The sequence below is a fragment of the Rhodococcus sp. KRD175 genome, from assembly GCF_017168275.1.
In the GTDB taxonomy this organism is placed as follows: Bacteria; Actinomycetota; Actinomycetes; order Mycobacteriales; family Mycobacteriaceae; genus Rhodococcoides; species Rhodococcoides fascians.
Genome location: NZ_JABFAQ010000004.1, coordinates 516,097 through 528,559, shown reverse-complemented (window position 1 = coordinate 528,559; position 12,463 = coordinate 516,097). Strand labels below are relative to the sequence as shown.

The following is a 12,463-nucleotide window of genomic DNA, read 5'->3' as shown; positions in this document are numbered from 1 at the left end:
GCTACATTGGCTGGCATGACCGGTCTGGATACTCCGCTGACACCACTTCGCTTTCTCGAACGCGCTGCGGAGGTTCATCCCCACAAGATCGCCGTGGAGGATGGTCCGCGCACCTTCACCTACGAGCAGTTCGCCGCCGCCGTCACCCGGCTCGCGCATGCACTGCGCGCGTCGGGGGTCGGCCACGGCGATCGGGTGGCCTACATGGCGTCGAACTCGGCAGAGCTACTGTTCGCGCATTACGCGGTGCCACTGGCCGGTGCCGTTCTGGTCGCGATCAACACCAGGCTCTCGCCGGACGAAGTTCGGTACATCTGCGATCACTCCGGTTCGGTTCTGTTGGTGGGTGATTCGGCACTGCTGGCCGGTCTCGGAACAGATCCCATCGCAGATTCGGTCACCGAGATCGTCGAGACCCCCTCGGTGGACGGCACGTACGACAGGCTGCCGCACACCACGCGATACGACGCGTTCCTCGAACGGGGCACGGACGAACCGATGGATTGGGAGGTCGACGACGAGACGTCGACCATCACGATCAACTACACCTCGGGCACCACCGGTCGACCCAAGGGCGTGATGTACACCCACCGCGGTGCTTACCTCAATTCCCTGGGGGAACTTCACCACCAGGGATTCGGGGTCGACACCCGCTATCTGTGGACTCTGCCGATGTTCCACTGCAATGGGTGGTGCACCACGTGGGCGGTCACGGCCGCGTCCGGCACCCACGTGTGCCTTCGCGGAGTGCGCGGCGACGCCATCTGGTCGGCCATCGACAACGGCGTCGATCACCTTGCCGGTGCGCCGACCGTGTTGACCACTCTCGCCACTGCTGCACAGGCACATTCACTCGATCGACCGTTGACCATCGTCACTGCGGGAGCTCCTCCGAGCCCGACGATCATCGCCAAGATTCGAGCATTGGGAGCAACGCTCGTACACGTCTACGGCCTCACCGAAACCTACGGTCCGTATTCGGTGTGCGAGGCGAAGCAGGAATGGCTCGAACTGGACGCCGACGAACAGGCCCGTCGCTTGGCTCGACAAGGAGTCGGCATGCTCACCGCAGACCGTCTGCGCGTGGTCCGCGACAAGCCTGGCCCCGGTGGGGTTTTGATCGATGTCGAACCCGACGGCACCGAAATGGGTGAGATCGTCATGCGCGGCAACAACGTCATGAAGGGGTACTACAACGACACGGCCGGAACGACACAGGCTTTCGCGGGCGGCTGGTTCCATTCCGGTGACCTCGGGGTGATGCATCCCGACGGCTACGTTCAGCTACTCGATCGCGCCAAGGACGTCGTCATCTCCGGCGGCGAGAACATCTCCACCATCGAGGTGGAACAGGCACTAGCGAGCCATCCTGCCGTCGCGGATGTTGCGGTCATCGGGGTGCCCGACGACAAATGGGGAGAGCGGCCGAAGGCGTTCGTGGTGCTGGTGGCCGGCGTGGACGTCTCGGAAGCCGAGCTCGTGGCGCACGTGAAATCGGCCATCGCGTCGTACAAGGCTCCGCGCAACGTCGAGTTCATTGTCGAGCTGCCGAAGACATCGACGGGCAAGATCAGAAAGAAGGAATTGCGCGACGCCGAGTGGGGCACGTCCGCGTCCAAGATCAACGGATAGCAACTCTGGTCACGCCATTTGCACACCGGCGATTTCGGTGACGCCGCCCTTGCCGTCGAACGACAGCTGCCGAAATGCCACCTTCTCGACGAAGAACCTGTCGTGGCTCACCAGAATCACCGCGCCGGGAAAGGCCATCAGCGCACGTTCGAGCACCTGGGTGCTCTGTAGGTCGAGGTGGTTGGTGGGCTCGTCGAGCACGATGACGCCTGCGCCGAACAACAGGCACTGCGCCAATGCAACTCGTGCCTTCTGCCCTCCGGACAGCACGCCGATCTTCGATTTGAGATCCATCTCGGAGAACTGCAGCAACGTGAGAAAGCGGTGGACTTCCTTCTTCGTCGCCGTCAGAGCGAGACTGCCCGGCATCGCGTTGACCGAGTGCGACACGGTGTCGTCGAGATCGAGATCGGCGAGCACCTGGTTGTAATAGATGAACGACGGTGCCTTGGTCTTCCATTTGATCTTGCCACTGTCGGGTTGCTCGGCACCGACGAGAATATCGACGAGAGTGGTCTTTCCACATCCATTGGGTCCAGTGATGGCGATGCGGTCGCCGCGATGCACGGTGAACGAGATGTTCTCGAAGAGTCGTTGCTCGCCATAGCTTTTCGAGATTCCCTTGATCTCCGCGAGGTTGTCGTGCACATGCAATCCGCCGTAGATTGCGGTGACCACCGTGTCGACCGGGCGGGGGCTCTTGCTCTTCTTGATGTTCGCCAGTCGACGTTTGAGCACGCCGCTGGGGTTCTTCACTGCTTCCTTACGATCACTGATCGCTTCTTGCTCGTAGGCCAGCAGCTGCTGTTCGTTGCTGAACTCACGCTCGAGGTTCTTGAGTCGAAACTGCTTCTGCTGCACGTATTCCGAGTAGCTACCGTCATAGGTCTGCAGGTGATGGTTCTCGATTTCGACGATGCTGGTGACGACCTGCTCGAGGAATGCGCGGTCGTGCGAGACAACGAGTAGCGCACCGCGGAAGTCTCGTAGCCAGCGTTCGAGCCACGCGATTCCGGCAACATCGAGGAAGTTCGTCGGCTCGTCGAGGAGCAGGACGTCCGGGGCCTCGATGAGGATCTTGGCCAACGCCGCGCGGTTGCGCCAACCACCGGACAGTCGATCGACGGGGAGCTCCCGTCGTTCGGCGTTGAATCCGAGCATCGACAACACGGTATCGATCTGCTGGTGGTAGGTCCAACCGCCACTGTTCTCCATGGCGTCGAGCAGTTCGGCTTGACGATCGACGAGCTTGTACATCTGCTTCTCGTCCAGGTCACCGCCCAATGCGGCCTCGACCTCGGCCAACTCGGTCTCGATTGCGTGGACAGCACCGAAGAGAGATTCGAGCTCCGCTTGAATGCTGCGGTCGCCGTCCAATTCGGAGAACTGCGAGAAGTAGCCGATGCGAGCACCCTCGGTGACGTCGACGGTCCCCGAATCCGGGGTCTCTCGGCCGAGAAGAAGCTGCAGCAGAGTGGTCTTGCCTGTGCCGTTGCGGCCGATCAGACCGATGCGATCGCCGTCGGCGAGGCGGAAGAACACCTCACGCAACATCACCTTCTGGTCGTATCCCTTGGCAACGTCGTTCAAGCGAATCCAGCTCAAGCGTCCACTCCTGTAAAGCACGGGGTTCGCTGAGTCGTCGAACCGACTCGCTCACTGTAGTCGCGTCGGTGCGAACGCTCCGCGTCGCCGATCAGGTCGACTCCCACAACCACAAGTAGTAATCGAGCCGTTCACGGTCGAGGTCTATGCCGTACGCATCCAAGAATGCATCGCAGTAACTCCGGCCGAAGTTGTATTCGGTACTCCAGATTGCCGGTGCCAGGTCTGCCCAACGATCGGCGACGCCCATGCTGCCCATGTCCACGTGCGCTGCGCAGGATCCGTCGGCGGCGATCAGGGTGTTCGGCATGCAGGCGTCGCCGTGACACACGACCAGTCGATCGACCGACGGAGATTTCACCGGCAACTCGCGATCGCCGATACGAGAGACCACCGACCAGTCGAACGGGCACTGCGCGACGGGGACTGCATCGTGAAAGGCGCGAAGGCCGGTTGCCGCCGCTCGGACCGCGGTGGCCGGGTCCTCCATCCAGCGATCGGCGACGGCGTTCTCCCACGGCAGAGCCTCAGTCATCATCCAGGACCCGGTAGCGTCCGAACCGGTTTCGAGGACTTTCGGAACCGGGGTGTACCGAATTACCCAGTCCAGACGACACCGCTCGTCTTCCAGGTCGATCGAGCTTTCGACCGGCGTCCACTTGACGTAGCGCGCCTGGCCGAGGCGGAATGTCATGCCTCCCAGCACATTCGACCACACAGGTTCGATTCCGTCGTACCCTGCCAACTCTCGTACGACGGTCGGGACCGCGATACCGCCGTCGGGCACGCTCATTTGCCGGTGATTGTCGCAAGTGAATCGTTCGGCGGGGACACAACGACTGGATCGCGTCCGGACCACAGATCGAGAACTGCTTTGGGGCGTGCCAACAACTCTCGTGCGTAGTTCCGCACAACAGCGAGCGTGTTGCAGTCGATGCAATCGGCGGTCACGCCGTCGACCTCCAGATCCATGTCCTCGCACAGCGCCACGGCGCGCGAGACGTGAAGGGGTTGACTGATGATGAGTCCACGTTCGACGCCGAACGTCTCTTTCGCGCGGGCGCACGTGTCGTAGGTATCGATGCCGTGATCGTCTCCGATGATGACGTCAGGGTCGATTCCATGCTCGATCAGGTACTCGGTCATAGCCTGAATCTCGTTGCCGGACTTGCCGTCTGCATCACCGGAGACAAGGATTGCCTTGATCTTTCCGGCCTCCATCAACTGAATGGCGGTGTCGAGCCGACCGGCGAGAAAGCGCATCGGTTTGCCGTCGCGCACCTGGGCACCGAGAACGATCCCTACTGGCGCGTCCGGTGCGTCGTCGACGTCGTAGACCTTGCCCGCCGTCGCGTACGCAACCCATCCGGCCGATGCCAGAACGACCGCGACCAGCGCTGCGACAACAGCGCACATCGCTTGTAGTAGTCGCCGAACCAGTCCTCGAGGCTTTGCTGTCGTACTCATGATCTCGTTTCGTCGGCTGCGGAAAACTCAACGTAGCTCACGAAATCGGCGAACCGTCGATCGCGCAGCGCACCCTCATCGATTCCACAGTGAACCCTCAGAAGAACCCTGCCCGTCGCGGCGATTGTCGGACGAGTACCGTCTTACCAGTGAATCCGCTGCTGACCTCTCGACGCTACGTCGACTTGCGTCTGCAAGCCAGCGCTACCTGTTGACGGTCCTCTAGACCGCAACCTCTCCGTCGGGCACATCGTCCCGATGAGCACTTTCTCGCCCACCTCTGTCGGCGTCTCTTCTTTTCGAAAGGCATAACCATGTCTGCGCCCAGCGCTACCCGTACGCGCCGTGTCCCTACCTGGGCAACCGCGTTCGGTCCACAGATCGTTGCCGGTCTCGTACTCGGTGTCGTGTTCGGGCTGATCGCTCGATCGATGCCCGACGCGGCCGATGGCAACGAAAACTGGTTGGTCGGTACCCTCTCGACCATCGGTTCGAGCTACGTCAAGCTGCTCACCGTCGCGGTCATTCCGCTGGTCTTCACGGCCATCGTCAGTTCCATCGCCAATCTTCGTGAAGTCACGAACGCTGCACGTCTGGCAATCCAGACGCTGTGGTGGTTCGCCATCACGGCGTTCATCGCGGTGATCATCGGCATCGTCATCGGTCTGGTCGCCCAGCCCGGATCGCGGACCAGCGCTGGGGCGGACTCGGCAGGAGATCCGTCCAGCGTCGGATCCTGGTGGTCGTTCCTCACCGGTTTGGTGCCGAACAACTTCCTCGCGCTCGGTGCGAAGACCACGGTTGCCGAGAGCGGTACCGCGACCACGTCGTTGAGCTTCAACATCCTGCAGTTGCTGGTGATCGCCGCTGCCATCGGTATCGCTGCACTCAAGGTCGGCAAGAAGGCCGAGCCCTTCCTCGCGTTCAACGCCTCGTTGCTGGCCATTGTCCAGAAGGTGCTGTGGTGGATCATTCGCCTCGCGCCGATCGGCACTGCTGCTCTGATCGGCAATGCTGTGGCCACCTACGGCTGGGACGCCATCGGTTCGCTCGGAGTGTTCACCGTCTCGATCTACGTCGGCCTGGCTGTTGTGTTCTTCGTGGTGTACCCGTTGATCGTTCGCGCTCATGGTCTTTCGGTGCGCGCCTTCTACTCGGGCGTGTGGCCGGCGACCCAGCTCGGTTTCGTCTCGCGGTCGTCGATCGGCACTCTGCCTCTCACCGAGCGTGTCACCGAACGCAACCTCGGCGTTCCGCGTGAGTACGCCTCGTTCGCGGTACCGCTCGGGGCGACGACGAAGATGGACGGTTGCGCGGCAATCTATCCCGCCATCGCAGCACTGTTCGTCGCGCAGTTCTACGGTATCGACCTGACCATCACCGACTACCTGCTGATCATCGTCGTGTCTGTGATCGGTTCAGCGGCAACAGCAGGAACGACAGGCGCGACGGTGATGCTGACTCTTACGCTGTCGACCTTGGGACTGCCTCTCGCCGGCGTCGGCCTGCTGCTTGCAGTGGAACCGATCGTCGACATGGGCCGTACCGCGGTCAATGTCACCGGTCAGGCTCTGGTGCCGACCATCGTCGCCAAGCGGGAAGGCATCTTGAATCTCGAGCGCTACAACGCTCCGCGCAACGGCGATCCCTTCGTCGACGAGGAAGCCGAAGTGGAACTGGCTCGCTAGCAGCACGTTTCGAACGACCGATCCCGACGACCGAGCAACTGGGTCGTCGGGATTTTTCGTCTATCGCGGTGGCGACAGCGCTTCGACTGTTGCCGCGGTGGCACTGTCCACGGCCTCGACACTCGCGAAATAGTGTCGAAAGAACTCGCGCATGGTCTTGATGATCTCGATCTGCTGCTTGATCGCAAAGCGAGCGGAGCCTTCTTCGCCGACAGCAAGGCGATGGAATTTGGCTCCGAGTTGTTGGGCTGACGGCAGATTGCCAAAAGCTTCAGGCCTCGACAGACCCTTGGTCATCTCGAGCATCCTGGACAGGTCGAGCAAATAAATCTCGCATGCCCTGTCACACCGCTGGGCAACGTCCGATTCGACCGAGAGCTCGCCTGCGGAGGCTCGGTCCCGCAGCATCTGCCAATGAATGAGGTTGTCGGTGAGTCCGAACGATCTGTCGGTCATGCGTCTACTTCCTCACTTCGGTAGGTGCAGCTCGAGCTTGATTGCGTGCTCCATAACCTCTTCGCACGGATCACCCAAGGTGTCTTCTGAACCAATCGTGTCCACCACGAAAATGATCAGATTTCCGTTCACGTCAAATGCGATGTCACATCCAGTCGGCGGGTTTCCTTGGTAGTCGGAGTTGTATTGAACTGCGTCACGCGAGCCGACCTGGACTGAGAGTTGCCGCTCGTTCTGTGGGCTACGCAGATACTCGTCGATCGAGTTGATCGACGACATGACGGACAGGTAGTACCAGGCCTCCGGCCCTCGTGCATCCCACGTGCAGTTCTTCCAACCCGGGTATGTGGTGATTCCAGCGAAGTCGGGTCGTTCCGTACTCACGTCCAAGCCGCTTGCTGTCACCGCAGATTTCGGGATAGTGCATGGATCGAATGGCTCTCGTGGACCCGGTGTCACCGCCGACGTGGATGTGTCCTCGCTCGCGACCGGGCTTTCATTCGTCGAGCCGGCGCATCCCGTCAGCAACAGCACCGCGCTGCACGCCACAGCAATTCGACGTCCAGACATCACACGCATTCATTCAACCTCTCGACTCCGACGGCACTGACAGGTTGGACGCACGCAACGCGCGATCGGTTCCCTAGACGGGCCGCGAGGCCTCGATCTCCTGCGACTTCACGGAAGCAGGACTCCTACGTTCGGCTGCCCACACCCACAAGGCCAGCGAGATCAATGCGATCACTTCGGCAACGACGAGCACGCGCTCCACGTAGCCGAGGGTGACCACCCGATACCAGGGTCGCGTGCCGACGGCACCGACAACGAGTGCGTATGCGATCGGGAGCAGCGTGCAGACGGACAGCACGCTCAGCCACAGTGTCGTTCGTGCCCGGACAGTCCATGGACCCTGACGAATCCAGGGCCGCGAGAACGCGAAGACCGCGACGGGGATGCTGACGAACGCCACTGCCGCACCGAGTCGATGGATCGTCCCGCCGAGGCTCAGTGACGCGTCGTTCGACCAATCTTGCTTCGGCACGGCGACAACGGCAACAAGGCCGATAGTCCACAGCATCAGACACAAGGACGCTACCGAGGTATGTCGGGTGAGCCGTTGTCGCACCGCGGCCAGCAGAGTGAAAGCAGAACCCAACGCGAGCAGGACGACCCCGATCGAGAACACCCACTGCTGTGCGCCGAGTCCGTATTCACTGATCGTGCGCCGAAGGTGCGAAGGCGTCTGCCATGCAGTGTGAGCATCGAGAACCAGAACGACCAGCGCTCCCAACACGATCGACACGGTGCCGACCTCGGCCGGACGAATCGACACGAAGACCCCTCTCACGAACGACGTCGGTCGCGTCCGACCTCCATGGTGCCCGAACCGTTGCTCGAACCCCCTTGGATCGTTGTGCGCGGAAACTCGGTCTCTGCTACGAATTTCCGCGCACATGCGGCGAAGCCGCTCTCATATGGAGGTCGGCCTGTCAACGACGGCATGGTGAAGCGGTGGCACGCACCGTCGTGTGTGCCACCGCTTCCTGTTGCCGGGATGGTGATCGATGCGAGTGGGAGGTGAGCGTGTCGTAGTGTTCCCCACCCCAGACCCCAATCGAGCTCGTCGCGGATCGCTGCCACGAACGCGGGCTTGAGGTAGCCGGCATCGGTGAGGACAGCGCCGCCGTCGCCGACCTTTCGGAGGAACCAGGTGAGCTTGGCCATCGCGATCTCGGCAACCGCCAGGTCCACCGAGCTCTCGACGGTGAGCTCGCACCGGGGCAGCAACGCCATCAGTGACGGCACCTGGGTGGGTCGTACTCGGTCGAACAGTCGCCCGATGGCCGGTGCGGCCGCGACAGCTTCGGCGAGCGTGGACCTACCGACATCGGCGGATTGCAGCACGCGGTTGACTGCATCGACCTCGAAACGGGCCGGGTCGAACGTCGGACCCCACTGGGAGAGAAGTTCGGAGTGTTCGGGGTCGGACGAGTCTGCCGAGATGTCCAGCGCCTGGGTATAGCGCGACGGACCGCCCGAGGACTCGGGAGGACACGCGCGGGCGCCGTCGAGACAGATCGAACGAAGGTCGTCGATATCGGAGTCCTCGTGTTCCAGCTCGACCGTGTGGGTCCACCCGTCACCGAAATCGTATTCGTACGTCATGACGGATCCCGGGTGCGTCAACACCTCGTCGACGCGTACCCGCTCCTCGCTGGAGGCATCGTCGTCCGGTTCGTCGTCGAGGGTCTCCTGCATTTCGAACCGTCGGGTCGCCCCCGCGGTTCTGACACTGAATGCGTGCAGGTGTCGGTCTTCCCAGCCCACGGCGATCTGCAGTACCGAATGCAACTCGGACAACAACAGATCCGATCGCACGCGCACTCGTCGCCAGATCGACGGCCGCGTGTGATCGATACTCACCCTCAGCACCAGATTCGCCAGGCCACGCGCGGCACCCTCCGTTGCGCTGGGTTCGGCCGGCTCGTCGGCTTCGGGGATATCCGGCACCACCGACAGGTGCCGAACGCGGCCGGTTCTGATCGACATGCGAACGACCCTAGCCGGATCGGTGCGGCATACCCAGGTGTCGCTGCCCGGCGCACTCGGACGCCGTCTGCGGCGATAGAGCGGACAGGCATCGCCTACTCTCGCGCGGGGCAGACTCCGTGCGCCCTGGACTGCTGCGGCTCGGTCGCCGGGGCGTCCGCCCGACTGCATCTTTCCCGGCCCGACAGCACGGGGTTGGCATAGAAAATCCGAGTGCCTCTACGCCGCGGGAAGCGTCAGTCCGTCGTTGATCGCGGACACGTCGAATGCGAGCGCATCCAGCTGAGACTCGAGCGTCGTCACGGTCAACTGGACCAAGTACTGGGCTCCCTCGCCGACCACTGCGTAGCGCGTCGTCACCGCAGCCGCGAGCCCTTGGGCGACGTAGGTGCCCCGAATGAACCGTGACGGCCAACCGACCCACGACGCCGTACTCGCCTCCCGCTCGACCCACCCGGGCATCGCGCGCCCGTCACCGAAACCCAACGCCATCAACGCTTCCGGGTCGATGGAGTGAGAGAGCTTCCCGACCAGCAAGACAGCATTCGGCGCGAAACCGTTCTCCACCAGGTTCGGCTCGACCGTCACTTGGGTCGCACCGGGAAACTGTGCCGGATCGAGCGTCTGCCACCCCGCGGGAACCGGCACCGTGATGCCGAGATCGGCCGCCGCAGCGCCGTCCAGCGGCAACACCTGCAGTGCATGAGCGTCGAGATACTCGGCGATCGTGGTGGGTTCGGACGGTCGGGTCGTGGGAGAGTCGTTCACTGCAGGCCCTTCGTGGTGGTCGATTCGGCACGACCGAGGCTACCGGCGTCCGCCGAACCTACCTCGACGACTCCACACAGCAGGTCACTGTTGTTCGGAGACAAAGCGATCTGTTCCGAGACAACGCCATCCGTGATGTCGGACCCAGATGGGTCGAAGGCCGGTCGACCGAGAACAGTATCGCGAACGACTACCGCTGCACTCGACGCTCGGTGAGTTCTTCGAGATAGCGAGCAACCGCATCGTCGTCGTGCGAATGCAGTACACGATCGGCCACAGCGCGCACCGGCTCCGCAGCATTCGATGGACACAGCGCGGTACCGGCCCACGCCAGCATGGGAAGGTCGTTGCGCGCATCTCCCACCGCTGCCACGTCGTCCTGAGCTACGCCCCACTGTTCGCACAACTCCGCCAGAGCAGTGGCCTTGGATACCCCGGCGGCGGACATCTCGATGTACGGTGCCCCGGAGTGCGTCAGTTCCACACCGACGAGACCTGCCTCGGCCACCAACGCGTACAACTCCTCGCTCGGCGTATCACTGTGTCGTGCAACAATTTTGACTGTCGGCTCGATGTCGGCCGACAAACCGTCCTCCGACAGCTCCATCTCGTGCGGGTGGCGGTGATGGTCGGCGAAGACGCACAGCTCCGCGTATCTCGACTCGGCGACGAAACGAGTGGCACCCACGGTTGCGAACGCCACACCGGGAACCAGAGATCGAACGGCGGAGGTGACAGCCGCGACCGTCTCCGTCGGCACCGACCTGGTCGCGACGATGACCGGGCTGCCATCGGCAAGGTCCAGCACCACCGCACCGTTCGCTCCCACTGCCGTACCGGTGAACCCACACGACGCCGCAAGCTCGGCGATGGAGTGCCGCGCCCGCGCCGTCGCCCACACCACCCGGATGCCGGCGGCTTCGGCCGCGGCCATCGCATCTGCCGTCCGCGCCGACACCGTTCGATCCGAACGAAGTAGCGTGCCGTCGAGATCGGTTGCGACTACCTGGATCTCTCCCGTGTGCCTCACCCGTCCGATACTGCCAGGTGCCGACGCGTCAGCCTGCCACCAACGTCAGGACCGAGATCTCACTCGGTGCGAACACCCGGAACGGCGGCCCCCAGAATCCCGACCCCCGACTGGTGTAGAGCTGCGTACGCGCTCCATGCCTGCTCAGTCCGTGCACCACCGGCTGGTCCAGTCGAACCAATGCCGCGAACGGCCAGATCTGACCGCCGTGGGTGTGGCCGGACACCTGAAGATCGACGCCCGCTCGGACGGCGTCGCCGATCTGTTTCGGCTGGTGGGCCAGCAGCAACACCGGGATCGACGGATCGGCCCCGGCCAGTGCCCCAGCCAGATCGGCACCGTGGCCGGGGGCACCCGACCCTGCTGCCGTGGCGTCGTCAACACCGGCGATGACCAAGGCATCGTCACCTCGATGCAGCACGACATGACGATTGTGCAGCGCGTTCCACCCGATGCTCTGCATGTGGTCCAGCCACTCCTGCGCCTCACCGAAATACTCGTGATTCCCGGTGACGTAGACGCGGGCGGCGGACGCGCGCATCGATTCCAGCGGCGCAGCCTGTTGCCTGCGCGTGGACACGGAACCGTCGGCAATGTCGCCGACGTGCGCGAGCACGTCCGGTTCGAGCGCGTTGACGGCGTCGGTCAGTCGCCTCGACCACACGGTTCGGTTCACCGGACCGAAGTGGGTGTCGGTGACCAGGACGACTCGCAGGCCGTCGAATCGGGCACCGAGCCGGGCGATGCTGATGCTCGTGTGCCGAACGCGCGGAGTGCGCATGGCCTCGTAATGGCCCCAGAGGGCAAGGCCGACGATCACTGTCACCGTCGCCGCCGCCGTGATTCGCGACCGCAATGGATCGTCGACACCGGCCGCCCACAGCCCGAGCCTGAGCAACAGTGAGAGCGCCGACCATACGAACGCGATCCAGGCGAGACCCAGCAGGACGTCGCCGAGACGCGCCCAGGCGTCCTTCCTGTCCCCCTCGCTGCCGGGCCGGTGACCGAGATACATCGCGGTGGGCAAGGCGAGCGCGGCAGCGATCACCAGTGCCGCGCCGAGCAGCCGAACCACCGGCGGCCACTGCGCCCCCGCGAACAGCACGGTCCACATGGGCAGCCCGAACAGCACCGCACACAGTGCAACAACCGTGGCCGGCAGCAAGATTCGCCGACGAAGCGTTCGGTCGGGCCGTTCGGGCACCGCCCTGTCGGCGTGCAGCCCCTGCGTCTGTCGATCTGCCATCGGCGGAGACCCTCTTTGCTC

12 protein-coding genes are annotated in these 12,463 nt (G+C 63.2%); 2 read left to right on the top strand and 10 right to left on the bottom strand.

The annotated features are described in order from the left end of the window. Nucleotides 1-15: 15 nt before the first annotated feature. Nucleotides 16-1,632, top strand: coding sequence for an AMP-binding protein (locus tag J1M81_RS07005; RefSeq protein WP_032393044.1), 1,617 nt, complete (start codon nucleotides 16-18; stop codon nucleotides 1,630-1,632). Nucleotides 1,633-1,641: 9 nt separating this feature from the next. Here the strand turns inward: J1M81_RS07005 and J1M81_RS07000 are convergent, their stop codons facing one another. The 3 genes from J1M81_RS07000 to J1M81_RS06990 form a co-directional block, all read right to left on the bottom strand. Beyond that, nucleotides 1,642-3,237, bottom strand: coding sequence for an ABC-F family ATP-binding cassette domain-containing protein (locus J1M81_RS07000; protein ID WP_241257716.1), 1,596 nt, complete (start codon nucleotides 3,235-3,237; stop codon nucleotides 1,642-1,644). A gap of 91 nt (nucleotides 3,238-3,328) precedes the next feature. Continuing rightward, nucleotides 3,329-4,030: an aminoglycoside 3'-phosphotransferase gene (locus J1M81_RS06995; RefSeq protein ID WP_027497709.1), complete on the bottom strand. Its 702-nt coding sequence runs from the start codon at nucleotides 4,028-4,030 to the stop codon at nucleotides 3,329-3,331. Then, nucleotides 4,027-4,704: a vancomycin high temperature exclusion protein gene (locus J1M81_RS06990; protein WP_045841347.1), complete on the bottom strand. Its 678-nt coding sequence runs from the start codon at nucleotides 4,702-4,704 to the stop codon at nucleotides 4,027-4,029. Before J1M81_RS06990 ends, J1M81_RS06995 begins: the two co-directional genes overlap by 4 nt. A gap of 314 nt (nucleotides 4,705-5,018) precedes the next feature. Here J1M81_RS06990 and J1M81_RS06985 point away from each other — a divergent pair, with 314 nt between their 5' ends. Then, entirely contained in the window at nucleotides 5,019-6,392 is a 1,374-nt protein-coding gene (locus J1M81_RS06985) for a dicarboxylate/amino acid:cation symporter (RefSeq protein WP_027497711.1), read from the top strand. 60 nt (nucleotides 6,393-6,452) lie between these two features. On the opposite strand, the gene J1M81_RS06980 is transcribed toward J1M81_RS06985, so the two are convergent. The 7 genes from J1M81_RS06980 to J1M81_RS06950 all read right to left on the bottom strand — a co-directional run bounded on the left by J1M81_RS06980 (nucleotide 6,453) and on the right by J1M81_RS06950 (nucleotide 12,442). Then, the gene (locus tag J1M81_RS06980; RefSeq protein ID WP_045841349.1) at nucleotides 6,453-6,848 is read right to left on the bottom strand and encodes a hypothetical protein; all 396 of its coding nucleotides are present in this window, start codon (nucleotides 6,846-6,848) and stop codon (nucleotides 6,453-6,455) included. Nucleotides 6,849-6,860: 12 nt separating this feature from the next. After that, nucleotides 6,861-7,418 (bottom strand): DUF3558 domain-containing protein, encoded by a 558-nt coding sequence (locus J1M81_RS06975; protein WP_231578210.1) that lies wholly within the window; start codon nucleotides 7,416-7,418, stop codon nucleotides 6,861-6,863. 73 nt (nucleotides 7,419-7,491) lie between these two features. Continuing rightward, complete coding sequence (locus J1M81_RS06970; RefSeq protein ID WP_231578209.1) at nucleotides 7,492-8,181, bottom strand: DUF998 domain-containing protein; 690 nt, start codon at nucleotides 8,179-8,181, stop codon at nucleotides 7,492-7,494. Nucleotides 8,182-8,192: 11 nt separating this feature from the next. Continuing rightward, nucleotides 8,193-9,398, bottom strand: coding sequence for a plasmid pRiA4b ORF-3 family protein (locus J1M81_RS06965; RefSeq protein ID WP_206497810.1), 1,206 nt, complete (start codon nucleotides 9,396-9,398; stop codon nucleotides 8,193-8,195). A 219-nt stretch (nucleotides 9,399-9,617) separates the two neighbouring features. Continuing rightward, complete coding sequence (locus J1M81_RS06960) at nucleotides 9,618-10,166, bottom strand: LpqN/LpqT family lipoprotein (RefSeq protein WP_052061704.1); 549 nt, start codon at nucleotides 10,164-10,166, stop codon at nucleotides 9,618-9,620. Between the two features lie 190 nt (nucleotides 10,167-10,356). Next, nucleotides 10,357-11,196 (bottom strand): HAD family hydrolase, encoded by an 840-nt coding sequence (locus J1M81_RS06955; protein WP_027497968.1) that lies wholly within the window; start codon nucleotides 11,194-11,196, stop codon nucleotides 10,357-10,359. Nucleotides 11,197-11,224: 28 nt separating this feature from the next. Then, nucleotides 11,225-12,442: a metallophosphoesterase gene (locus tag J1M81_RS06950; RefSeq protein WP_206497809.1), complete on the bottom strand. Its 1,218-nt coding sequence runs from the start codon at nucleotides 12,440-12,442 to the stop codon at nucleotides 11,225-11,227. Between the last annotated feature and the right edge of the window lie 21 nt (nucleotides 12,443-12,463).

Bases quoted from the DNA above. Each gene is read 5' to 3' on its own strand.
- J1M81_RS06950 (WP_206497809.1), bottom strand. From the start codon at position 12,442: ATGGCAGATCGACAGACGCAGGGGCTGCACGCCGACAGGGCGGTGCCC.
- J1M81_RS06965 (WP_206497810.1), bottom strand. From the start codon at position 9,398: ATGTCGATCAGAACCGGCCGCGTTCGGCACCTGTCGGTGGTGCCGGAT.
- J1M81_RS06980 (WP_045841349.1), bottom strand. From the start codon at position 6,848: ATGACCGACAGATCGTTCGGACTCACCGACAACCTCATTCATTGGCAG.
- J1M81_RS06985 (WP_027497711.1), top strand. From the start codon at position 5,019: ATGTCTGCGCCCAGCGCTACCCGTACGCGCCGTGTCCCTACCTGGGCA.
- J1M81_RS06975 (WP_231578210.1), bottom strand. From the start codon at position 7,418: ATGTCTGGACGTCGAATTGCTGTGGCGTGCAGCGCGGTGCTGTTGCTG.
- J1M81_RS07005 (WP_032393044.1), top strand. From the start codon at position 16: ATGACCGGTCTGGATACTCCGCTGACACCACTTCGCTTTCTCGAACGC.
- J1M81_RS06995 (WP_027497709.1), bottom strand. From the start codon at position 4,030: ATGAGCGTGCCCGACGGCGGTATCGCGGTCCCGACCGTCGTACGAGAG.
- J1M81_RS06990 (WP_045841347.1), bottom strand. From the start codon at position 4,704: ATGAGTACGACAGCAAAGCCTCGAGGACTGGTTCGGCGACTACTACAA.